General features: G+C 49.9%; 20 protein-coding genes. 5 read left to right on the forward strand and 15 right to left on the reverse strand.

The window, feature by feature from the left end:
- Positions 1-248 precede the first annotated feature (248 nt).
- Positions 249-476, forward strand: a complete 228-nt coding sequence (locus tag AC286M_RS17925; RefSeq protein ID WP_488205686.1) for a DUF4278 domain-containing protein — start codon at positions 249-251, stop codon at positions 474-476.
- Between the two features lie 340 nt (positions 477-816).
- Here AC286M_RS17925 and AC286M_RS17930 read toward each other — a convergent pair whose 3' ends face one another.
- The 5 genes from AC286M_RS17930 to minC form a co-directional block, all read right to left on the reverse strand.
- A complete protein-coding gene (locus tag AC286M_RS17930; RefSeq protein WP_488205687.1) occupies positions 817-1,464 on the reverse strand; it encodes a response regulator transcription factor in 648 nt (215 codons plus the stop codon).
- Between the two features lie 649 nt (positions 1,465-2,113).
- Entirely contained in the window at positions 2,114-2,608 is a 495-nt protein-coding gene (locus AC286M_RS17935) for a (2Fe-2S) ferredoxin domain-containing protein (RefSeq protein ID WP_488205688.1), read from the reverse strand.
- 41 nt (positions 2,609-2,649) lie between these two features.
- The gene (gene minE / locus AC286M_RS17940) at positions 2,650-3,252 is read right to left on the reverse strand and encodes a cell division topological specificity factor MinE (RefSeq protein WP_488205689.1); all 603 of its coding nucleotides are present in this window, start codon (positions 3,250-3,252) and stop codon (positions 2,650-2,652) included.
- Between the two features lie 184 nt (positions 3,253-3,436).
- Entirely contained in the window at positions 3,437-4,243 is an 807-nt protein-coding gene (gene minD / locus AC286M_RS17945; RefSeq protein WP_488205690.1) for a septum site-determining protein MinD, read from the reverse strand.
- Positions 4,244-4,300: 57 nt separating this feature from the next.
- On the reverse strand, positions 4,301-5,101 hold the full coding sequence (gene minC / locus AC286M_RS17950) for a septum site-determining protein MinC (protein WP_488205691.1): 801 nt from the start codon (positions 5,099-5,101) through the stop codon (positions 4,301-4,303).
- Between the two features lie 417 nt (positions 5,102-5,518).
- Here minC and AC286M_RS17955 point away from each other — a divergent pair, with 417 nt between their 5' ends.
- Positions 5,519-6,268 carry a DUF1995 family protein gene (locus tag AC286M_RS17955; protein ID WP_488205692.1) on the forward strand — a complete coding sequence of 250 codons (750 nt, stop codon included), beginning with the start codon at positions 5,519-5,521 and terminating at the stop codon, positions 6,266-6,268.
- 36 nt (positions 6,269-6,304) lie between these two features.
- The gene (locus AC286M_RS17960; RefSeq protein WP_488205693.1) at positions 6,305-6,556 is read left to right on the forward strand and encodes a hypothetical protein; all 252 of its coding nucleotides are present in this window, start codon (positions 6,305-6,307) and stop codon (positions 6,554-6,556) included.
- Positions 6,557-6,855: 299 nt separating this feature from the next.
- Here AC286M_RS17960 and AC286M_RS17965 read toward each other — a convergent pair whose 3' ends face one another.
- From AC286M_RS17965 to AC286M_RS17990, 6 genes are all read right to left on the reverse strand, one after another.
- Positions 6,856-7,227 carry a cyclic nucleotide-binding domain-containing protein gene (locus AC286M_RS17965; RefSeq protein ID WP_488205694.1) on the reverse strand — a complete coding sequence of 124 codons (372 nt, stop codon included), beginning with the start codon at positions 7,225-7,227 and terminating at the stop codon, positions 6,856-6,858.
- A gap of 27 nt (positions 7,228-7,254) precedes the next feature.
- Complete coding sequence (locus AC286M_RS17970) at positions 7,255-8,025, reverse strand: SDR family NAD(P)-dependent oxidoreductase (protein ID WP_488205695.1); 771 nt, start codon at positions 8,023-8,025, stop codon at positions 7,255-7,257.
- A gap of 210 nt (positions 8,026-8,235) precedes the next feature.
- The gene (locus tag AC286M_RS17975) at positions 8,236-9,753 is read right to left on the reverse strand and encodes a leucyl aminopeptidase (RefSeq protein ID WP_488205696.1); all 1,518 of its coding nucleotides are present in this window, start codon (positions 9,751-9,753) and stop codon (positions 8,236-8,238) included.
- A gap of 133 nt (positions 9,754-9,886) precedes the next feature.
- Positions 9,887-11,281, reverse strand: coding sequence for an argininosuccinate lyase (gene argH / locus AC286M_RS17980; protein WP_488205697.1), 1,395 nt, complete (start codon positions 11,279-11,281; stop codon positions 9,887-9,889).
- A 251-nt stretch (positions 11,282-11,532) separates the two neighbouring features.
- The gene (locus AC286M_RS17985; protein WP_488205698.1) at positions 11,533-11,820 is read right to left on the reverse strand and encodes a hypothetical protein; all 288 of its coding nucleotides are present in this window, start codon (positions 11,818-11,820) and stop codon (positions 11,533-11,535) included.
- 115 nt (positions 11,821-11,935) lie between these two features.
- Positions 11,936-13,504 carry a PP2C family protein-serine/threonine phosphatase gene (locus AC286M_RS17990; RefSeq protein ID WP_488205699.1) on the reverse strand — a complete coding sequence of 523 codons (1,569 nt, stop codon included), beginning with the start codon at positions 13,502-13,504 and terminating at the stop codon, positions 11,936-11,938.
- A 1,047-nt stretch (positions 13,505-14,551) separates the two neighbouring features.
- On the opposite strand from AC286M_RS17990, the gene AC286M_RS17995 reads away from it, so the two are divergent.
- Positions 14,552-15,016 (forward strand): hypothetical protein, encoded by a 465-nt coding sequence (locus AC286M_RS17995; RefSeq protein ID WP_488205700.1) that lies wholly within the window; start codon positions 14,552-14,554, stop codon positions 15,014-15,016.
- 54 nt (positions 15,017-15,070) lie between these two features.
- On the opposite strand, the gene AC286M_RS18000 is transcribed toward AC286M_RS17995, so the two are convergent.
- Positions 15,071-17,344: a RelA/SpoT family protein gene (locus AC286M_RS18000; RefSeq protein WP_488205701.1), complete on the reverse strand. Its 2,274-nt coding sequence runs from the start codon at positions 17,342-17,344 to the stop codon at positions 15,071-15,073.
- A 909-nt stretch (positions 17,345-18,253) separates the two neighbouring features.
- On the opposite strand from AC286M_RS18000, the gene dprA reads away from it, so the two are divergent.
- Entirely contained in the window at positions 18,254-19,363 is a 1,110-nt protein-coding gene (gene dprA, locus AC286M_RS18005; RefSeq protein ID WP_488205702.1) for a DNA-processing protein DprA, read from the forward strand.
- Between the two features lie 67 nt (positions 19,364-19,430).
- Here the strand turns inward: dprA and AC286M_RS18010 are convergent, their stop codons facing one another.
- The 3 genes from AC286M_RS18010 to AC286M_RS18020 all read right to left on the reverse strand — a co-directional run bounded on the left by AC286M_RS18010 (position 19,431) and on the right by AC286M_RS18020 (position 22,544).
- The gene (locus AC286M_RS18010) at positions 19,431-20,411 is read right to left on the reverse strand and encodes an IS110 family RNA-guided transposase (protein ID WP_488202946.1); all 981 of its coding nucleotides are present in this window, start codon (positions 20,409-20,411) and stop codon (positions 19,431-19,433) included.
- A gap of 709 nt (positions 20,412-21,120) precedes the next feature.
- Positions 21,121-21,759, reverse strand: a complete 639-nt coding sequence (ureG, locus tag AC286M_RS18015; RefSeq protein ID WP_488205703.1) for an urease accessory protein UreG — start codon at positions 21,757-21,759, stop codon at positions 21,121-21,123.
- Positions 21,760-21,863: 104 nt separating this feature from the next.
- Entirely contained in the window at positions 21,864-22,544 is a 681-nt protein-coding gene (locus AC286M_RS18020) for an urease accessory protein UreF (protein WP_488205704.1), read from the reverse strand.
- Positions 22,545-22,585 lie beyond the last annotated feature (41 nt).

Raw genomic sequence — 22,585 nt, forward strand, 5'->3', positions numbered from 1 at the left:
GCTAGCGGTGGGGGATTTTTTATACTCAACTCTTGCACCTGGCACGTTAAGAACCTGAAGATGTTATTTTGCTGCCGCATCGCGGCGGCAAAATAACCCTTCTGGGTTTTGGTGCAAGATGTGATAGGTATCCGGAGTTAAGCTATCGACTTATCTTCTCGCTTAAATTCAAAAACATCGGTGGTACTTCGCTGGCAGAAACGGCAAACTAAACATATTGAAAGCCCCCAAACAAAACGGAGTCCACCATGACTACTCAACTCACCTATCGCGGTTGCTCTTACAACGCCCCCGTTGCCGCAATGCCCCTTATTAAAAGCGAACTGAAAATAACAACCACCTATCGAGGTGTCCGGACAACGGTTAAGCAATACCAGTTTCAAGGTGCTAAGTTTGAAAATCCGAACTGGCGCACGATGCGGTTTATGGGCAAACGCTATATGACGGCAGCTACCTCCGCGTTGGGTATCGCTTAATCCCAGCCAAGTCTTCCCCTCCCACGCGCTAAAGCAGATCTCTTCTCCTAATGACCTCTAGACAACTCGCTATCAACAGCCTCCATCATTTGATTGGAGGCTTTTTTATAGCTGTAGCCAGCTAAGTTAGGACACGAGAGTTGCTGTGGCGCGGCATCGCCACGCCACAACAACTCTCTAAACAAATAAATATGGCTATCGCTATACAACTGATAAAACCCTAAAAGGGACGTTCCTTCGCCACCATGAGCGGAGAAATGTTCTTTTTAGGGTTTTACTTAAGCGTGTAGCGCTATATAACGAACTCTGCCAAAGAACAGGCAGTTCATTAAGAAGCTCATCAAGCCATGCTGTTTTCCATTGCCCAGCGGGCCAGCTCGGTTCGGTTGTGTAGCCCTGTTTTACCCAGCATATTGCTGACATGGCTCTCAATGGTGCGCTGGCTAACCTTCAGCTCCTCAGCAATCTCGCGGTTGGCCATACCCCGAGCCACAAACTGCACAACCTTTAGCTCTGTAGGCGTTAGCTCAACATCAAACGGAACTTGAATCGTCGGGCCTTCTGAACCACCCTTGTTTTGATGCTGGATTAAGCGGGATGCCTGCTTCAGCGAAGATTCAACCTGGGCAACTAGCTCCTCAGGTTCAAACGGCTTCACCATGTAGACGTCGGCTCCGGTATTCAGGCCTTTGACCCGATCCTGGCTCTGCCCCTTAGCGGACAAAAACAACACTGGAATCCAGCTTGTTTTTGGATCTTCCCGGACATGCTTCACTAAAGAATAGCCGTCCATTTCCGGCATCATCACATCGCAAATAATCATGTCGGGGGTTTCCTGCTCCAGTATTTCCAGAGCTTCACGACCATTCTCGGCTGTTGTGACTTGGTAACCTCGAAACTCTAGATAATCCTTTACCAACAGGATTAAGTTTGGATCGTCATCAATCAGCAACAACTGTTTTTGGTCACCCGTGTTGGATTCCTTCATGCTCAATAACTCGCCGTCTTTGGATGAACGTTAAGACTTTAGGAAGATAGACATTACTACCCAGCTAATGATTCTAGCTAAGAATCCTTGGATTGTAATGCCGATGCTCAAACCGTCAATAGATAGATACATTTGGTAATGCAATAGTACGCAACTCGTAACGCAACTCAATTACACTCCCATTCGATAAGCTTAGAACGATTAAACGATTAAATGAATAAACGTTAATCAGCAGCTTTTAAAACAATAGGTTCCTAACTTACATCAGGATTAGATCAAGCACTGCAAGTCGCAATTATTGTTCAATCACCTGTAATCCTTCTCAAAGCAACTTTTAACCTGTCAAATAGACTACTAAGAGCCATGTGCATCGTTTTTTACGTATATACTTAATCATACCCAGTACGAGAAAATATGCACCCTCTAGCGTTGGCTTCTGTTTGAGAACTTTACCAATTTTTCAATAACGGTCAAATGATGATAAGACATGAACAGCAGAGGGAACCTACCTCCTCAGATTTTGCATCTTGCACAACTAGAACCTAAAGAAATTCTTTTGAAAAGACTAGAACAGATCTTGTAGGAAGCGTATTGTTTCTTTTTTATCCAAAATAATGACGGGTTTTCAACTCGTTCTGCTCCCAATCATTTATTCAGTTGCGGTCTCAGTTGCGATCGCACCCGTCAGCGGTTGAACCAAGAAGGCGTAGTCCTCAACTACCCGATTTTGCAGCAGATGCTCCTGAATAATTCGCTCAATCACCTCTGGCGTGGCGCTGTGATACCAAACGCCATCGGGATAGACCACTAAAATTGGCCCGTTTTGACAAACCCGTAGGCAATTGGCTTTGGTACGAAAGACACAGCTAGCTCGATCCTCGGTCGGAACATCTAGCTCTAGTTCCTTAAGCCGCCGCTTCAAGTAATCCCAAGCTTCGATACTGAGTGCTTTGCTACAGCATTTAGGCTTGGTCTGATCGGCGCAGATCAAGACATGGCGCGTGATCTGGTCGAGTCCCAATGATTGGATGCAGGCAGAAAAGTCGGGCTGTTTTGAATTCGGCGTTATTTCAGGTACGGCTGGAGTATCGGTGGATGCAGTGGATGCAGTGGATTCAGCAGAAGGAGAATTTGACGGATTCATGTCGGGAGTCAGGATGTGAGATCTAGGGAGTGAGATCTAAATTAGTCGGGCTTGGAGTTTGGGGGGTCGAGGGAGTCAGAGTTGGTGAGTTCTTCAGTGGAGATATCCGGTACGGGTGGAGGATTGCCTGTGGAAGAGGCTGACGGGGTATCAGGCTTGGCTTCAGTTTCGGACTCCGGTTCAGGCTGAACGTCAGATGATGCCGATGGAGGGGAATCTAAGCTTGGGGTTGGTTCTGATTGATTGTGCGATCGCGCCTCCGGCTGATCAGACTCCACTGGCTGCTTGGTTTCTGGATTGGGCTCTACTTGATCCGATTCATTTAAATCGAGACTTAGCTCTAGATTATCGTCTGGGACAGGTTGGTTGTCCTCGGGGTTGCCCTTAACTCGGCGGATGGGTAAATTGGCGATCAGCGCCGTGACCCGTTGATCACTTTCTAGACTGAACTCTAACCCATCGCTTTCGATTTCAACGTATCGAGAAACGACCGCTAAAATTTCCTGGCGCATTTGCTCAACGGTTGAGGGATCGAGGTCAACCCGATCGTGAGCCAAGACAAAGCGGAGTCGTCGCTTGACATCGTCACGGCTGGATCGATTGGCAGTGCCTGGGAAGAGTCGTTCTAGAAGTTCACTAATCATCAGATCATGGGGAGATAGACAGTGGGAAAATCATCAAAAAATTCAAATTCGATTTGTAGATGCAAGCTGTAGAGACTGATTTATAAGGTTTATATAGAGGCTAGTTTGATTTGTTCTGCTGCAACCTAACCGATGGATGGGGATTGCTGTTGGGCAGGAGGCGGTGCCCACCCTACAAGTAAAATTAGGCTGAGCCACCCCGGAAGAAGCGCCGGATGCGAGAAAAGAAATCGTCGCTGGGTGCATCTAGATCTAAAAAGGGTACGTCTTCGCCGTTTAAGCGACGGGCGATATTTTCAAAGGCGAGGCCAGCCATAGACAGCTTCTCTTCTAAGACTAGCGGTTCGCCTCGGTTGGTGGAGACGATTACCCGCTCGTCGTCGGGGACAACGCCCAGCAGCGGAATCGCCAGAATTTCCTGCACGTCCTCGACTGACATCATCTGCTCCTGCTTGACCATGGCGGGCTTGAGCCGATTGACGATCAGCTGCACTTTTTTAATGTCGTTAGCTTCCAGCAGACCGATCACGCGGTCGGCATCCCGGACGGCGGCAATTTCGGGCGTGGTGACGATGATGGCTTCTTGGGCAGCTGCGATCGCATTTTTAAAGCCCATTTCAATCCCCGCCGGACAGTCCACAATCACATAGTCGTAAGCCCGTGCGATCGCCCGCACCAGCTTTTGCATTTGGATCGGCGTGATCGATTCCTTGGTGCGGTTTTGGGCCGCAGGCATCAGCGCCAATTTTGGCTGCCGCTTGTCTTTGACCAGAGCTTGATCGAGTCGGCACTGTCTGGCAAAGACATCAATTGCGGTGTAGACAATGCGATTTTCCAACCCTAGCAGCAGGTCTAGATTCCGCAGGCCAAAATCAGCATCAATCACCGCCACGGAACGGTTTTGCTGCGCGATCGCCATGCCTAGATTTGCGGTGCAGGTGGTTTTGCCTACGCCACCTTTACCAGAAGTGACAACAATAATTCGGCTCATGGACGGCTTAAATTGAGTGGACTATGACAGGTTAGAGTAACGGTTTCTGAAGACAAATTAAAGCTTGGATGAACGATCGTCTGGTCGAACAAAGTCAGCCGCACGGGCAATCCGAATGCCATCGGCAGCCACGTATGCCACCTCAGCATCGCCCAGCGGCGGCGAGTCGGGGCCACGCGCCACACTGCTGCCAATCCGAATTTGAGTCGGCTCCATGTGCAGCGCCATCACCAGGCACCGATCGTCATCTTGCGCACCCGCGTAAACATTGCCCCGCAGCCGTCCCCACACCAAAATATCGCCATCGGCCACGATGGAACCGCCGGGATTGACATCACCGTAGACAATTACTGTACCAGGGTGCTGAATTTCCACCCCCGAGCGAATGGTGGTTTGCAAATACAGGGGAGCCTGCATCGGTCGCCGCTGTTCAGATGCAGACGATTGCTGAATCAGCTTGGCCACCGATGACTGCTGCTCAACCGAATAGCCAGCGGTGGCAGCCGCAACTGCGGTTTGGCGACGGCTGGTGTAGACCCGCTTCAAGCGCAAGTTGACGTTCGAAAGGGCTTCTGCGATCGCATGCAGCTGGCGATTGTCCAATAAGCGATCGCGGGCAATCAAATACACGGTGGTATCCGGTTGCCAAAACCGATCGCCCGCGCTGAGACGATGCTTAAACTGCTGCCAAATTTCGTCCCAGTCGGAACCCGCATCCGGATCAGTGGGCTTGGGCGGCAAAAACAGCATGATCCGCTCGCCTTCCGGCTTGAGATGCACCTGTGGCAGGCTGTCCTCCGCCGAGGAGGACGAAATATCAGAGACAATTTCAGAAACAGGAGAAGTATCAGAAGTCATGAGCTTTGGACGCTAGGATTCTTAGCGAGCTGTGCAATGCCGATTTAGGCGTTTTAATCGTATCGCTCTCGGCGAATTCTGTGACACAGGATGCCATAAATTTATCTTTAGAACTATGAATTAAATAGCCTGTAAACCGTTCCATTTGTAGGGACACGGCATTGCCGTGTCCCTACCCCAAAAATTTCACCTTATTCAATCCGAGTTCCTTAGTGTTCGGAAAGTCTCTGAAAAAGCGCCAGAACCTTTGCCCCTCATCCCTAGACTGGAGTTTGAGGGTTGATCTCTGGGTTGATTTTATGAGAAGAGGTGTATACAACAGGGGCATAGACGGCAGGTAGCAACTGAGGGGTACTTCTCCTCGGGAAAAGCTGAAATAATAGATGGGATAACCTGATGTTGTTGGCTGATGAAACGATGACTGGACTGCCCAAGAGTATTGAAGAGGCTGTAGAACAATCAAAGGCGGCTACCCAAGCTGCGATCGCAGATGGTCTAACCCGGATACAGGTGGAGTATGCCATTCCGGAACTGAAGATTATGCCATTGGCCCGACCGTTTATTGCGCTGTTTGAGGAAAAAGATTGGCAGTTCAAGGTGTTTTTTCCCGATGCGGGGGCAGCGGCACTGGCCCGACGCGATTGGGGCGAGCCGTCCTACAGCGTGCGCGGCATTGGCGAAATCAAAGGCCAGATAGAAGAAGATGACGATGCATTTTTAATCATTGAGCCGTCGGCAGTTGAGGTGAAAAAGGTTGAAAAGATGTATGAGGCAGCGAAAAATCGGCCATTTGTCATGCTAAATCCGCAATTGGAGGATGTGGCAATTATCGGCATTGGCTATGCTGGACGGCAACTGCGAGAACGCTTCCTCAGTACGATTGAGACAGTTTACTGCATTAAGCCACTGAATGGAGCAGCTGTGTTTCGCTGCTACCCACAGCCTTGGCAGGTTTGGCTAGAGAACAGTCCAGGCAATTATGACCTCATTGCCGAAGAAGCTGAACGGCCTATTGGTGAGGTGCTGGATCGAATTTTGATGGGTGCAACGGGTAGCTCTACTAATGAAGCAAGTGCGGAAGATTCAACTGGACAAAAAGCGGCTAAGCCGCGACGGCGCGGTTTCTTAGCAGAGCTACAGCAGTTTTTGAAAGCGTTGAGTCAGTGATGCACTCCGCAATGCTCTCTACTAGGACAGTGTCTAATGTCAAAACACTGGGAGATCCTTCAAGCACATTATCTACAGGCGAGTCGAGTCACTCAGCTCGATAATTTGGCCTTGAGTTTGGCTCAAATTCAGCTGTCTGCTCAGAGCGGCACGGATGAATCTGCCATCCAACATTTGATTCAAGAAAGCCAGAGCTTTGTTGAGTGGGTCGTGGATAGTCTTGATTTAGAAGCCGACATCGTATTTGCGACTGAGCTGACCGATCTCCAAGCGTTACTCAGTCAGTGAGTGGGCCTTGAGTTGGTCAGAACTATGGCCTGATGAGAACGAGCGTGAGGAAATAGCCGTTCTGGCCCAGCAGTGGTGCGATCGCATTCATGAACAGAGTGAATTGCTGATGCGTTGACAATTTAAGCACTCAGTGCTGGTAATGCCCCAAGCGTCAAACATGCCTCTGCTAGAGATTATCTGGCCTGGACTATTCACCAAGCAGGGTGGACACCGCCCACCACAATCTTAAAACTCAGACAGAGAGCCGATGGTGGGCGATGCCCACCCTATGTATCTTGAGGACTTCTAGAAAGTATCTAGGCAAAATGCTTCAGCGATCGCAGGCGATCGGAATAGCTGCGCATGACGTGCAGCGCGAACAGCGGCGTGTTTTCAACCAAAAATAGAAACTGAAACCGATCAATCACCGCCAGTTGACAGTCCGTTTTCGCGATGGCTGTCGATGCCCGCAGGTGGTCATCATGTACCAAAGCGCCTTCGCCAAAGAGATCACCTGTGTGTAAGGTCTCAACTACTTTGTCATTGACGATGAATTCAACATCACCGGACAAGATGCCGTACATCACAGAGCCAACGTCACCATTGTTGAAGATGACCTCCCCAGCAGCAAAGGATTTGGAGTTTTCGGGACGTTTGAATAGAGCGATCGTATCGATAGGTTCAATCATGGAATTCGAAGTTCGCAAGTTTTGACATCACCACGGCAGTTTACTGCCATCCCAGGAGAAAAACTGACCGCTTTCATTATCTTTAACCTGATCGAGTACGGCTAAAAGCTGCGACACGGTGCGCTCCGGTGAAAAGAGCTTCTCCGGCGGCACATTGCGCTGAAATGGTTTGGACAGTTCGGTATCCGTCGTGCCGGGATGGAGCAGTACCAGGATGGTTTTGGGACTCTTACGGCTATACTCAATCGCGGCGGTGCGAATCAGCATATTCAACGCCGCTTTGGACGCCCGATAGCCATACCAGCCTCCCAGATAGTTGTCGCCAATGCTGCCAATCTTGGCTGAAATCGTGGCAAACAGGCTGCGGTGGGAATGCTTCAGCAGTGGCAGTAAATGCTTCGCCAGCAGCGCCGCACTAATGCTGTTGACCTGAAAGTATTGAGTAAGCTGATCTAGCTCAAGCTGCCGCAGACTTTTCTCTGGCTGAATTGTGCCCGTATGCAAAACACCAACGCAGTTGATCACTAAATGAATCTCCGGCGTTTGCGCTTGAATTTGCTTCACCTGAGCCGCAATCTGTGCCTCATCGGTCACGTCCAACTGGCAACAGGTTAACCGATGGGGATGCTGAGTTGCGATCGCAACTAACCGACTCGCCGTTTCTGGCCGTCGGTAGGTGGCATAAATCTTGGCCACCCGATCATCATTTAGCAAATGCTCAACAAAACTGAGACCAATGCCGCCATTTGCACCAACGATGAGGACATTGGCCTGCTCAACACCATCAAAGAGGGTCATGCTATTGCGGGATCGAAGAAAATCTCAAATTACAATTCACGTAAGTGGGTTGGCATAGATAAACGCATCCAAAAAACCGGGGGAGCGCCCCTCAGGGGCGCTCCCCCGGTTTTTTGGATATGCATTTATTTGATATGCAGCTACGTATCTGGTAGGGGCAAATGGCCATTTGCCCCTACGTAGGGTTGCAATTACAACAAACTAAATGAACTAGCTGAGTGTTGGCTGGAGCGGAATCACAGGCCGATCGCTGGTTTCCTCGCTCAGAACCCACTGGACTAAGGTACGTACGGCAAATCCCGTGCCGCCTGGATTGTTGTAGCTGCTTTCCTTCTCTGTCCAAACGGGGCCAGCAATATCGAGGTGCGCCCAAGGCGTGTTCTCAATGAACTGCTTGAGGAATAGCGCGGCTGTGATGGAACCGCCTGCCCGTGGCCCGGTGTTTTTCATGTCGGCCACCATCGACTTCATGCCCTCGAAGTATTTTTCTTCCATCGGCATTTGCCAGAACTTTTCGCCCGCCGTTTCCGCCGCGTAGATTAGCTGGCTAGCCAGGGCATCGTTATTGCTCCAGACGCCTGCAATGTCGTCACCCAGCGCGATAATGCAGGCTCCGGTCAGCGTTGCTAGGTCAACAATTGCATCGACGCCCAGTTTTTCCGCAAACACCAGCGCATCGGCTAAGGTTAAACGACCCTCAGCATCGGTGTTGTTTACCTCAATGGTTTTGCCATTAGACGCCGTCAAAATATCACCGGGATGCAGGGCATGACCGCTAATCATGTTTTCCGTGGCGGCGCTGATGAAATGCACCTCAACATCGGGCTTGATCTGGCCGATTGCCTTAGCGGCTCCCAGCGTGGCGGCGGCTCCACCCATGTCCATTTTCATGGTCTCGATGCCGCTGCCAGAGGGTTTTAGATTCAAACCACCGGAGTCAAAGGTGAGTCCCTTGCCGACAATGGCTAGTTTTTTGCGGGGTGTTCCGTCCGGCTTGTAGGTGAGGTGAATAAACTTCGGCGGCATATCGGAGGCTTGCGCCACGCCTAAATAAGCGCCCATGCCCAGCTTTTCGCAATCTTCCCGCTCCAGAATTTCCAACTCCATACCGGAGTCACTAGCAATGGACTGAGCGGTTTCCGCCAAGCTCATCGGCGTCACCACGTTGGGCGGAGCTGAAACCAGTTCCCGCGCCAAAATCGTACCCTCTGCCACGAATCGCGCCGTTGCGATCGCAGCATCTTGGCCACCCAAGTCGAGTAAATCCACTCGCTCTAGCTTCAGCGCCCCATTTTCTTTATCCGACTTGAAGCGATTGTCCTGATGCAGCGCCAGCAGTACGCCTTCTGCAATGGCCTGCGTGGTCATCGTCGGATTGTTGCCGCAGAGAGGCAGGCTGATGCCCAGAGTTTTACATTTCTCTTTCTTAGCTAAACGTGCGATCGCAGCGGCGGCGCGTCTCAGCCCATCAAATTTGAGAACATCGGGTTTGCCGAGACCGACTAGCCCGACTTTTTTAATTTCACCTTGGCCAACCCGCGTCACCACGCTGCTGCCTTCGGTGGCTTTGAATTCTGACTCTTCAATCAGTTCGCTGAGCAGCCCCGATAGATTGCCATCCAGCTCGGCCAAAGCGCCCGTTAGCTGCTCAGTATCCTCAAATAAACCAATAATTAAGCAGTCGCCAAACCAATTTAGGATGGATTGATCTGTTACCCGAAGTTCCATTCCTAGCCTTTTCCTTCACATCAATTGTTCGTTCTTGTTCCAGTATTACGCACTTCCATCGGATTATGATGTTGGGCTGCGTGGGCTGCGTCAGCTCAGCCCACGCAGCCCAACATCATGACTAAACATCCAATTACAATCGGGTTCGTGCATTATGTACGGCACTGCGGACTTGCTCAAAGCCCGTACCGCCAAAGCTGTTGCGAGCCGCGACTACTTGCCGAGGTGCGATCGCATCATAAATATCTTTTTCAAAAGCCGGGTGAATCTGCTGCCATTCTTGTAGGGTGAGATCCTTGAGTAGTTTCCCTGCCGCTAGCGAAGTTTTGACCACTTTACCGACTAGGTTATATGCCTCACGGAACGGCACGCCTTTAGCTGCCAGATAGTCTGCCACGTCAGTCGCGTTAGAGAAATCTTCTGAGACCGCTTCAGCCAGTCGCGCTGTGCGAAACTCCAGCCCTTCTTGAAATAGAATCGTCATCGCTTCAAGACAAGCTTTGACCGTTTTGACAGAGTCAAACAATGCTTCTTTGTCTTCCTGCAAGTCCTTGTTGTAGGCCAGCGGTAGCCCCTTCATCAGCACCAGCAGCCCTTGCAGATGACCGAACACGCGCCCAGTTTTACCCCGCACCAGTTCGGGCACGTCAGGATTCTTCTTCTGCGGCATGATGCTTGACCCGGTGGAGCAGCTATCCTTCAGCGAAACGAAGCGAAACTCTTCTGACGCCCAAAGAATTACTTCCTCAGATAGCCGCGAGAGATGCACCATAATCAGGCTGGCCGCGCAGAGGAACTCAATCGCAAAATCGCGATCGCTAACGCCATCCAGACTATTCGTATAAACCTGACCAAACTCCAGCAGATTAGCCGTGTAGTGGCGATCAATCGGAAACGTTGTACCCGCCAGCGCACCGCTGCCTAAGGGACAGGTGTTGACCCGCTGATAAACATCGCCCAAGCGCTCCCAGTCTCGCTGCGCCATGTCGCAATAGGCCAGCAGGTGATGCGCTAGGCTCAGCGGCTGCGCCCGCTGCAGATGGGTATAGCCGGGAATCAAGGTTTCAATATTGCGCTCGGCCTGATCGAGCAGAACTGACTGGAACTGCTTGAGCTGGGTGCGAATTTGGTCAATCTGATCCCGCAGATAAAGCCGGATATCGGTACCAACCTGGTCATTGCGCGATCTCGCCGTGTGCAGTTTTTTCCCGACATCGCCAACTAGCTCCGTCAGTCGCCGCTCAACCGCAAAGTGAACATCCTCAGCTTCAATGCCGGGAGTAAACTTGCCGTCCCGATATTCCTGCCGAACCTGCTCTAATCCTGCAATCAGGGTTGTTCCTTCTTCCTGAGAGATAATGCCCGTGTATGCCAGCATATTGGCATGGGCTTGGGAACCAGTGATGTCATATTCAATCAGCTCAATATCAAAGCCAATACTGGCATTAAACTTTGCGATCGCAGGATGGAGAGCCGTTTCAAATCGCTGGCTCCAAGTTTGAGGCGCGGATTGGGAAGGATTGTTCATGCAGTGCCATCAGAAAGTAATCAAACAGCAAGCAATGGGGCTACGCAGAATGAATTACCGTCCCCAATGCTTTAGTAACAATAGCGGAATGCGGTTATAAATTGAACTAGCTGACTCTGGTCATGCGCTAGGAGACCATGACACAAAGTAGACCGAAAGGAAAACGGTGGATTTTGCCGCTAGCGGCAAAATCCACCGTTTTCCTTTCAGTTCGGTGAAAAGTAGATATCAGGCTGATCCAAGACTGAAAATTAGCCGAAAGATGTCAGACCCTTTAAGAGGTAACCCAGCACAATACCGATTAGCAGAGCCCAAAGTTGACCCGACTCAACAAAGTTGTTGAATGCACCACTAACATCACCCCAAAGATCCTGCTCAAACTGCGCCAGCACAAGATTTTGGGCATCAGTCGTAGAAAACAGCTCCATGTGCCAATCGATTGGCATCGGCTCGTAGTTTATTTCTAATTCAACTGGATGAACGATGATCAAGTCTGCTAAATCTGCGATCGCACTCAATCCTTCCATATGCTCAACCATAAAAATCACCTCACACAACGACCATTCTGACCACAGAGCTTACCAGAAACTAGTATGCCCAAATCGCTTTATCTCAAAAACGCGACTTGAAATCTACACAATCTACTTTTGAAATCTACCTTAGAAAATGAGGAAGTTGTGGCTCCCGACCTGTCTCTTTCTTCTTCAATGCAGATGAACCATCATCAGACGATTCATCTGTGGTTGTGTCGGTTTCCCCATCCTTATTTTGAGCTGCGCGCAGGGTGCGATCGGAATCAACTCGCATCACAATCAGCGTCATGTCGTCTTCATTGTGACGAGCCGAGCCAATAAACTGCTGGAGCCGACTGAATAAATAGTCCAAAATTTCTTCGGGATGATCAAAATTCTCGCAGGCCCAGCAAAAGCTCTGGATTAGGTTTTCCTCATCAAACCGCTCACCGCTTTGATTGGCGGCATCCGTAAAGCCATCTGTGTAGTAAATGATCGTATCCCCTGGCTGGAGATGGACTTGGGCATCGTGATATTGCGTGTCTCGATCCAAGCCAATCAGCATACCCAATGTGTCAAGCCGTTTCACCGTCTTCTTCGACTCGCGCCAGAGCAGTGGCGGATTGTGAGCAGCATTGCTGTAGCGCAAAATCTGCGTTTCTGGATCATATTCTGAGTAAAACAGCGTCACAAACCGATTAGAGTTTTCCAAATCGGCATACATAACGCGGTTCAGGTGTTGCAAAATCCGCGCGGGTGAGTGACCATTCAGCACCTCCGCTCGCAGCATTCCCCGCAGCATGGTCATAATCAGTCCGGCGGGCACCCCCTTGCCCATCACATCTCCGATCGCAAAACTCCAGGTGCCTTGCTCCGGCTGATGATCGCCTTCATGGGGCCTCAATTCGTCATAATTCGCTGGAATAAAGTCATAATAGTCGCCACCCACGCGGTTTGCCGTTTTGCAGCGAGCCGCTAGCTCAATTCCTTTAATAGTTGGGCAATGACTAGGCAAGAGCTGAAGCTGAATTTCTGCGCCAATTTCTAGCTCGCGATCCAGCCGATCTTTCTTGCGTAATTGAACTGTCAGTTCATCATTTTCAATCGCGACAGCCGTTTGATCGGCCACTAACCGCACCAGTTTTTGTCGCGTTTCTGTCCAGCTATAGCTGGAATCTCGACTAAAGACGTATAGGCGTCCCCGCTCCACATTTTTAACAATGATGGCGGTGCCAAAAATTTGAATATCTGACCCTAAAAACTGATGAATCTGCCGATCCAATGCCAGCATTGCACCTGATGCCAGCGTGATTGCACTTGATTCGGTCGGTACAGGCAGTGTAGAGGTCACATGGCGAGTTGCTGCCTCAATCGCGCGTCTCACATCCCGACAGCGATCGCTACCTTGACAATGCAAACGCTCTAACCGCATTTGGCCATCTGGCCGAAACAAAATAAGAGCCCCTCCATCACTGTCGGTTACGCGGCTAGCCATCATCGGAATCAGTTCTAAAAACTGATTAAGATTATTAAAGCTACGCAGAGCAAAGCCCAGTGAACTCAGCAGATCCTGAATCTTGTCCTGTTCCCGCCGTAAACGCGCCACCATTTCCTTCAACGCGAAAACAGGCGTCACCTCTGGAGTCGATGGCTGACTAGCAGACTTGTGAGACGATTTAGGTGACCGTGGTGGAACAGGCACAGCAGTCATGAACAAAAAAGAAGAACAATTGCGAAGTGATGAGTAGATGCATTATGGACATAAAATGCCCAGAACGCCAGAAACTATTGCAGTAAATTCTAGCGGATGAGATGAGATCTGCGACAAAAAGCTTTCAACACTCTAATTTGAACTGTTCAAATCAACAACTTAAGGGTTAGCTATTGTCGTGTAACCCTTTATTGAAGGGGTTTTAGGCGATCAATTTGGCAAATGCATCATTTCATTACTAAAAAACGAAGCAGGTATTTGTCATCACCCTTCAGGGTGGCAAACGCTGACGTTGATTTTGAGTGCAAACTGAGCAAGTAAGGCCGGATTGAAGGGTTTGATAAAGGATTTGAGAATTAAGGCGAAAGGTGAGAGGAATAAGCAAGACGATTTCCGAGTTGGCTCAGCACGTGATCTTTCGTTCTCGACGTTGATCCTTATGCTCATAATTCTCATGCTCAGCCCTTTACTACCAGAACTTAAAAGCTGATCTAGCTGATCTATAGGTGGATAGAGCGAATCGGTGGGAGATCACCTCCGGGACAGAGGACGCATCAACGTTATTTACATTAATTTGATGGTTACGAGGGTGCTTGATTTGTTTGCTGCAGTGCCCAAACGACTCAACTTATTTTTTATCTCAATTTCCGTTTAATAATTTATTTTGCTTGACACTATCATGTTGGCTAACTCTTCAGTTCAATCCTCGGTTCAATGTCGGATTCGCTCTTTCAAAAATGAAATTCAGCTAACTCTTTGGGAACCTGCAGCTCCCAATGATCGGAGGGACAGAGCGTTTACATTTTTAGCTCACTATCGTTTGTCGTCCGAAGAAGAAGCAAAGCAAATTATTTCTCAGCATTTTGCTGCTAACTCAAGGTTGAATGCTTAAGCTCAATATTTTTGGTGGCTTTTGGTACACTAATCCTAAATTACGAGCCAGCTAAGTTGTGAGTCAGATTAGTAATATCTTCCCTCTGTGATAAAACTTATACTGGCTAGTTTCCCTGCTTAGGGTTTTATGTAAGCTGTAGAGCAATCTAATTTATGAATAAGCAAACGGGGTTGACTCCTCAGCAAGAGCGCTGGATCAAGATGATTAATACTGCGATCGCAGGTTCAGCGCTCACGATCCTGCTTGGCTACATGATTTATTTTTTAGTCGGTGCATTTGCAGCAAGTTCTGTTACCGGCTTGCGCAGCTTGTTTGCCGCTGTTCTACCCTTCATTTTCAATATTTACATCACCTTTTTCTCAAAGGTGACGAAGGGGCGGAATCAAACTCCGCCCTTCAACCTTTACTTTGTCTTCTCCGTTTGGACAATCATGATGTTCATCATGGCCCGAAACTTCTATGAAACCAGTTTTCCAATTGGAGAACTCTTGTTTTCTGGGACGTTTGCGGCCATCGTCTGGAGCTATCATCGCAATTCGTTGAAGGGGTTCATGTCCTGCTGCTACGGAGTGGTCACCGGATTCTTGATCTACATGATTTTGGGAGTTCAAGTTTAGGTGAACCCCATAACCCTGTCTCAGGCTCCAGATTAGCCAGGTTGGTCGTTCAGACTAGTCAGACTGTAGAACACGCTTGATATTCAGCACGTCCGCCATTTTACGAATCTGCATGAAGGTGTACTCTAACTGCTGATGATCACGAATATCGATGCCGAGGTTAATAATGGCTGTTTGGCCTGGGAAGGTTTTGACCTGAGCATTATTGACGTTGATTTTGTGGTCTGTGAGGTGGGACAGAATATCCTTCAGGACGCCCACTCGGTCTATCACCTCAATTTGAATATTGACCGGATACGTTTGAGGCCGTCCGTGCTGATCGTTGCTGTTGTTCCAGCTTACTGGAATGAACCGATCGCCATCGATGGACTCGATATTAGGACAGTCTTGGCGGTGAATGGAAATGCCGCGGCTGCTAAGGGTAACTACGCCGATAATCGGTTCACCGGGTAGCGGATTACAGCATCCGGCAACGTGGTGCAGCAGTCCTTCAACACCTAAGATTGGCGAGCCTGATTGTTTTTGCTGAGGCCGCGCTTGGGTTACGTTAACGGCTTCTTCGAGTAATTCCTCTGCGGTGACAGCAGGTGCAATCGGCTGCTGGGCTTTAACGGCATCACGTAAACGGTTGACCACGTTGTTAATGGTGACTTCGCCGTAGCCCAGACCTGCCAGCAGATCGTCTACGGTTTGATAGTTACATCGTTCAGCTGCTACCTGAGCTGGGCTGGACTTGAGCAGCGACTCAAAGCCTTCCTTACCCAGTTCTTTCTCCAGCATGTCGCGCCCACGAGCCATATTCTCATCGCGATGCGATCGCTTATACCACTGGCGGATGCGGTTGCGAGCACTGGTGGTTGACGCAAAGTTCATCCAGTCCAAGCTGGGATGGGCATTCTTTTGAGTGATGATGTCAACAATGTCGCCGTTCTGTAGCCGATAGTCCAGCGTCACGATTCGGCCATTAACTTTGGCTCCGGCACAGTGATTTCCCACTTCAGTATGAATGCGATAAGCAAAGTCAACGGGGGTAGCACCGCGAGCTAGGGCAAGAACGTCACCTTTAGGCGTGAATACATAAACGTCATCATCAAAGAGATTATCTTTAACGTTTTCTAGATATTCATTGGCATCTTTCAGGTCGCTTTGCCACTCTAAAAGCTGGCGCAGCCAGGTAAACTTTTCGTCTTCTGCCGTGACCTGAACGCTGGCTCCACCAGATTCTTTATACTTCCAGTGAGCCGCGATTCCATACTCGGCAATGTGGTGCATTTCCTGAGTGCGAATTTGCACCTCAATTGGACGGCCTGTGCGACCAATTACCGCTGTGTGGAGCGACTGATAGCGGTTGGGCTTAGGCAAACCAATATAGTCTTTGAAGCGACCCGGAATCGGGCGAAAGGCATCATGTACAACCGCCAGCGCCCGATAGCATTCATATTTCTCGGTCACAATGATGCGAATGGCTGCAATATCGTAGATTTCTTCAAAGCCCTTTTGCTGGCGCTGCATTTTTTGATAAATGCCGTACAGATGCTTGGGCCGACCGCTGATATCAACGGGATCAATGCCCAGTTTGAGTAAGCGATCGCAGATCGTCTGCACCACATCTTGTAGGCGATTTTCCCGATCGGCCCGCTTTTCGGCTACTAGGGTTTGAATTTCGCGGTAGGACTGCGGCTCGATGTACTTGAACGCCAGATCCTCTAGTTCCCACTTAAAGCGACCAATTCCGAGACGATTCGCTAGGGGGGCAAAAATTTCGCGAGTTTCTTGAGCAATGCGGCGCTGTTTTTCAGAGGGCAAGTGTTCCAGCGTTCGCATATTGTGCAGTCGGTCAGCCAGCTTCACGACAATCACGCGGATGTCCTGTGCCATTGCCAAGAACATGCGGCGGAAGTTCTCAGCCTGCCGTTCGGTTTTGCTGGAAAAGTTGAACTTAGAAAGCTTAGTGACCCCTTCAACCAAATGTCGAACTTCGCTGCCAAACCGTTCTTCAATTTCTGTCGGGGTGACATCGGTATCTTCCACAATGTCATGTAAAAAACCAGCCGCAATCATGGCGCTGCCGCCACCCAAATCTCGCAGAAGTCCAGCCACTGCCACCGGATGACTGATGTAGGGTTCACCGGATGCTCGATATTGATCCCGATGCAGCTGATAGGCAAATTCAAACGCGCGACAGACCAAATCCACGTCCTGTGCAGACGCGCTGTCACCCAGTTGGTCAGACTTACTACCGGGTTGGGCAATCAGACAAGACTGTAACCAATCGGGTAATGGCACATTGTGATTTGAAGTTGTTTGAATGGCAGCGGGTAAGTTCATAGGAATAAGAGAACACAGTAGCTAACTAACTGGTGAATGGTCTCGCTCAACTCACTGGAAACTGAGGAAGTAAGGGGCGCTGGATTGACAACGAACACACAATGAATAGCAGAAGGGCGACGGGGATCAAACTGGCTAGGCGACTAGAAATGAAATTGATAATTGAGATGGCGATAGCGATAGGATATCGGCTAAATCAGTATTTGCTACATACTGAGTAAAAAATAGGACAAAAAATAAAAGAAGCTGCCCAAGCTGAACTCAGCATCGGGGGAGAATGGACTATTCGGGGCAGAGAAATTAACGATGTGTTCGCGAGGAAGTGTGACTAGGAATACAAACAGAGAAACACAAAAGTACACACTTTTGCAAGAATGTTTATTTTGGATGCGTGTCTTTGTACTTACCCTTGATTGAGTAATGATAGTATGCGCGATCGCACATCGTGCTGGTCAATGCGTTGGCTATACTCCTTACTTTTTCCTCAGAAACTTGCCTGTTGACAACTAGCGCCTAGTGGTAGATACATCAGGCAATGAATGGGAGTCGTCGCTATCAACAGCGACAAACATGGGTTTAACAGAAGTCAAGCAAGTTGAGCAGGCAGCCAAGCATCAAGCCATAATGAGTTCGTGTTGTCTGGTTATCTACTACTATAAACAACCTTCTGGGGTTGTAATCCTTTTTTCAATTGGTTTCGTCACAAAATATTTTGAGCCAATTGTTCCACTGTTGTCATCAACCAAACGTTGCAAAACGAGATAAGGTTTCCGTCAATTGGCGATCAATCTCCGCCTTTATGCTGAATTGAACTTGATACCATACCTATTGCCGTTGAGTAAGTTGCGGTTGGTCAACGGCAACTGCCATAGTGTACGAACATCAATAATTGGCAATTTCGGCAATTTCATGACAGAGCGGGCATATTGGCTAGCTTGGTCAACGATTAGTGGCGTTGGCCCCGTTATCCTGAAGCGAATTCATCAGCAGTTTGGCAGTTTAGCCAAGGCCTGGGCTGCCAGTCCAGCGGATTTACTGGCCGTAGACGGCATTGGCTTACAGGGAGCCGATGCAATTGCTCAGTTGCGATCGCGGATTGATCCCGAAGAATTACTTAAACAGCATGAGCAGCGCTATCCCTGCTTTTGGACACCCGCTGATCCCGACTATCCCAAGCTGCTGTTTGAAATTACCGATCCGCCACCCGTACTGTATTATCGCGGTCAAGTTAATACAGATGAAAACCGGGGGATCACGCCCACTGTGGGGATTGTTGGCACTCGCAGCCCATCAGATTACGGGCGTCGCTGGACGCGCAAATTGAGCATGAGTTTGGCGCGCAGTGGATTTGCGATCGCATCCGGTTTGGCGAACGGCATTGACACGGAAGCCCATAAAAGCTGTCTTGAAAAAGACGGACGCACGATTGCTGTACTCGGTACAGGCGTCGATGTCGTCTATCCCCGCTCCAACCAGTTTTTGTACAAGCGCATTCTAGAACAGGGACTAGTAATCAGTGAGTATCCTGACGGAACAACCCCCGATCGCGCCCATTTTCCCCGTCGTAACCGAATTATTGCCGGACTGAGTCGAGCCGTAATCGTCACCGAAGCGGGTGATAAATCTGGCGCACTGATCACAGCCCGCTTGGCCAATGATTACTGTCGAGATATCTATGCCCTACCCGGTTCGCTAGATAACCCGCAGTCTCACGGTTGCCTGCGACTAATTGATCAAGGTGCCCACATTATTCTGGACAGTGACATGCTGCTAGAAGCATTAGGCGCAATGCCACACTTGCGTCTCGTGGAAGATTTACCAGAAGACTCGGCACCGCTGCCAAATCTCAATCCTCAGTTGAAGCAGGTGTTTGACGCAATTCCCTTCGATCCAATGCCGCTGGATTTAATCGTGCAGAAACTGGGCTTACCAACAGGACAGATTCTGGGTGCGCTGACACAGCTTGAGCTGATGGGCCTGGTGGCACAGTTGCCGGGGAATCAGTATCGGAGGAGTTAGCAGAAAGGGCTGTAAAGAAAGTGAGGCGAGAGCGATTATCTTAAAAGTCAAGTCGAAAGGAGGTCAATTACGTCATAGCAGCCTCCGGTGGTTGCCAGTGCGTGCCGTGCTTGAGCATGGCATTGAGGATCGTCAGCAGCTTGTGCATAGCGGCAATGCGGGCGACTTTGGCTAACTTGCCACGCTGTTGCAGCCGCTCATAAAAGGCTTTGATGACAGGGTTGTAACGAACTGCAACTAGAGTGGCCATGTAGAGCATCTGCCGAACGGGTTTGCGGCCACCAAAGATCGAGCGCTGCCCTCGCTTTTGCCCACTATCGCGATTGAGCGGAGCCACCCCAACGAGAGCGGCAATTTGACGGTGTGAGAGCGTTCCTAGCTCCGGCAGCAGAGCCAACAGGGTGTTGGCAACCACCTGACCGACACCTGGAACAGAGGTCAGTTGAGCCTGGTGCTGCTGCCACTGTTGGTTGTGTTCCACTTGCTCATCAATCGCTTGGTCAAGGTCGCTGATGCGGTCTTTGAGCCAGTCGATATGGGCTTGAACGTCTTCCTGAGCGGGACCTCGCAGTCCAGCTAAACGGTTGCGCTCCATGGTGAGCATCTCCACTAATTGGCGGCGACGGGTCACCGCATCCTGTAACTGTTGGTGAGCCTCACTGGCCAACGGTCGTAGCGGAGGCTGCATCGCTTCGCCAAACCAGGCGAGGATCGCCGCATCGATTCGGTCGGTCTTAGCCAGTTGATTGGCAGCTCTGGCAAAGTTGCGAGCTTGCTTGGCGTTGATCACCGCTAGTGCATAGCCCTGCTGCTGTGCTGCAAGCGCGATGTGTCGCTCATAGCCACCTGTGGCTTCAACGATGATGCGACCCACCTGCGACGGCTTGGCCAACCGACGGGTTAAATCCTCAATTCCCTCACTGCTGTTGCTCACTCGGAAGTTCTCTCCAGACGGTCTAACATAAACATCCAGCCACCGTTTACACACATCAATGCCGACCCACTGCTTGACGGCTGATGACCTTGAGTCGGTTGATTGCGCGCACATAGTACTCTCCTTGTAGCGAATTCTAGATGGACGATACACACAACTCAGCCTTGCGTCATTCGGGATCTCTTTGTCCCTGCCGATGATCCGAGTTTGGGGTATCAAGTTGAGAGGCGACCCTGGCTCTCGCACGATGTCTCGCATCTCAGGAGGGTCGGTCTACCTCTCTTCTCTCAACATACAAGGAGTGAAATGTAAAGCTCCAAAACCCACCACCCAGTACCTAAAACCTAATACCCAATCCTCGCACTTTCACCAATAATTACCAACGAAATCACCAATGCTTGTAGGGCGAAATGCCTAGTTGGACTTGATATCGTTAGAGTATCAACAAAAGCCCCCAGGAACACTCACAAAAACCTCAACTGAGTCTCACTGGACAAGTAAGTACGACATCAACATGGTGAACAAAGCCTCGGCCTGTGACGGGTCGGGCTTTTTTTTGCGTTTATGGCAGTAGCCAAATCGGGTTAACTCACATCTTGCACCAAAACCCAGAAGGGTTGTTTTGCCGCCGCGATGCGGCGGCAAAACAACCTCTTCGGGTTCTCGAAGTGCAAGGTGCAAGTTGTGAGGTCAACGGATCAGGCGTAGATCGGGTATAGCCCTACGGGCATGGCAACGCTAAAGCGCCAGCGTAACCCAATAAAACCGCTGCTGGTGTTGGGTTTCACGTTGTTCAACCCACCTACCAAGGAACTGGCTCAACTTAGAAAGTACTGCTGTGGGTGGCGTCTGCAAGTTCAACAAATCCGTGGAAGTGGATGAAGTCGATGATTTGGTCTAAGCCCTGCTGCGTTTTGAGGTTGGTGAAGACAAATGGACGTTCGCCTCGCATTCGGCGGGCATCGCGATCCATCACGTCCAGATCGGCCCCAACCAGGGGAGCCAGATCAATTTTGTTAATTACCAGCAGGTCAGATTTCGTAATACCGGGGCCACCTTTGCGGGGAATTTTGTCTCCAGCGGATACGTCAATCACGTAGATGGTCAGATCTACGAGTTCGGGACTGAACATGGAGGCTAGGTTGTCGCCGCCGCTTTCGACGAAGATGAGGTCGAGATTGGTAAATTGCTCAATTAGCTGCTCGATCGCAACTAAGTTAATTGAAGCGTCTTCCCGAATAGCGGTGTGAGGACAGCCACCTGTTTCCACGCCAATTATGCGATCGCGTTCCAGTGCCTGACTACGAACCAAAAACTGGGCATCTTCTTGGGTGTAAATATCGTTGGTGACAACGGCGATTTGGTGCTGCTGGCGCAGGGCTTTGCAGAGGGCATCAACTAGGGCGGTTTTGCCCGACCCGACGGGGCCAGCAATGCCAACACGAAATGGATCGGTACTCATATAAAGCTTTGCTCAATCTCTTTCAATATCAGTTGAACTCATTAAAACCCAGAAGCAGAGATTTGTTACTGCGATGCAGCGGCAAATCTCCATCTCAGATCAGTTTAGCTGCGAAATAAGCGTGAATAGAGCGTTTCGTGCTGCATACTGGCTAGGGATAATCCCCAACTGCCGCTGCTGAGGTCGGCGTCATCCAGCGCCATAACACCAGTAACAGCCTGGTCAATCACCGGATGCAGGTTATGGAGTAGGACTTGCCCCTCGGTTTGTCCCAGCGGTACCAATCGAATTCCGGCATTGATTAAGTTACTAGCCCAGCTATGCAAATAGCCCTGCACAGTCATTTCCAGCGGAACGTGACTGACAGCGGCGGCAATGGCGAATACGATCGCAAAATTGCAGGGGGTTCCTGCTGCTTCAAGCCAACTTTTTGCATCAGCATTTAACTCTGGTAACAAACGAACCAGCGCTCGTCCCATTTGCCAGCTTTGCTGCCGCAGTTCTTCCGTTTCGCGAGCGGCAGATAGCCAATGATTCCAGTACGCTACCTGGCTGGGCTGTTCGGTTTGCACAGCTCGATAAGCGCGGATAAGGATGGCCGCTTCGGTTTGAATGCCGCCGTATTGGAGTTCTTGGCTGAGCCAGTGGTTTAGGTCAGTAGCAGTTGCGATCGCACCTGTTTCCACGAGCGTCTCAATCCCTTCCGAGTAACTGTAGGCTCCGACGGGTAAAGATGCATTGGTCAGCTGCATCAGAGATAGGAAAGCTGTGGAAGAAAAATTCACGTCATCGTTCCTTGTGGTCGTCAGTCAACTTAAAAACCGAA

The sequence above is a fragment of the Thainema salinarum CENA647 genome, from assembly GCF_057732415.1.

Excerpts from the sequence above, each read along its gene's own strand:
- AC286M_RS17925 (WP_488205686.1), top strand. The coding sequence starts at position 249 with ATGACTACTCAACTCACCTATCGCGGTTGCTCTTACAACGCCCCCGTT.
- AC286M_RS17930 (WP_488205687.1), bottom strand. The coding sequence starts at position 1,464 with ATGAAGGAATCCAACACGGGTGACCAAAAACAGTTGTTGCTGATTGAT.
- AC286M_RS17935 (WP_488205688.1), bottom strand. The coding sequence starts at position 2,608 with ATGAATCCGTCAAATTCTCCTTCTGCTGAATCCACTGCATCCACTGCA.
- minE (WP_488205689.1), bottom strand. The coding sequence starts at position 3,252 with ATGATTAGTGAACTTCTAGAACGACTCTTCCCAGGCACTGCCAATCGA.
- minD (WP_488205690.1), bottom strand. The coding sequence starts at position 4,243 with ATGAGCCGAATTATTGTTGTCACTTCTGGTAAAGGTGGCGTAGGCAAA.
- minC (WP_488205691.1), bottom strand. The coding sequence starts at position 5,101 with ATGACTTCTGATACTTCTCCTGTTTCTGAAATTGTCTCTGATATTTCG.
- AC286M_RS17955 (WP_488205692.1), top strand. The coding sequence starts at position 5,519 with ATGACTGGACTGCCCAAGAGTATTGAAGAGGCTGTAGAACAATCAAAG.
- AC286M_RS17960 (WP_488205693.1), top strand. The coding sequence starts at position 6,305 with ATGTCAAAACACTGGGAGATCCTTCAAGCACATTATCTACAGGCGAGT.
- AC286M_RS17965 (WP_488205694.1), bottom strand. The coding sequence starts at position 7,227 with ATGATTGAACCTATCGATACGATCGCTCTATTCAAACGTCCCGAAAAC.
- AC286M_RS17970 (WP_488205695.1), bottom strand. The coding sequence starts at position 8,025 with ATGACCCTCTTTGATGGTGTTGAGCAGGCCAATGTCCTCATCGTTGGT.
- AC286M_RS17975 (WP_488205696.1), bottom strand. The coding sequence starts at position 9,753 with ATGGAACTTCGGGTAACAGATCAATCCATCCTAAATTGGTTTGGCGAC.
- argH (WP_488205697.1), bottom strand. The coding sequence starts at position 11,281 with ATGAACAATCCTTCCCAATCCGCGCCTCAAACTTGGAGCCAGCGATTT.
- AC286M_RS17985 (WP_488205698.1), bottom strand. The coding sequence starts at position 11,820 with ATGGTTGAGCATATGGAAGGATTGAGTGCGATCGCAGATTTAGCAGAC.
- AC286M_RS17990 (WP_488205699.1), bottom strand. The coding sequence starts at position 13,504 with ATGACTGCTGTGCCTGTTCCACCACGGTCACCTAAATCGTCTCACAAG.
- AC286M_RS17995 (WP_488205700.1), top strand. The coding sequence starts at position 14,552 with ATGAATAAGCAAACGGGGTTGACTCCTCAGCAAGAGCGCTGGATCAAG.
- AC286M_RS18000 (WP_488205701.1), bottom strand. The coding sequence starts at position 17,344 with ATGAACTTACCCGCTGCCATTCAAACAACTTCAAATCACAATGTGCCA.
- dprA (WP_488205702.1), top strand. The coding sequence starts at position 18,254 with ATGACAGAGCGGGCATATTGGCTAGCTTGGTCAACGATTAGTGGCGTT.
- AC286M_RS18010 (WP_488202946.1), bottom strand. The coding sequence starts at position 20,411 with ATGTGCGCGCAATCAACCGACTCAAGGTCATCAGCCGTCAAGCAGTGG.
- ureG (WP_488205703.1), bottom strand. The coding sequence starts at position 21,759 with ATGAGTACCGATCCATTTCGTGTTGGCATTGCTGGCCCCGTCGGGTCG.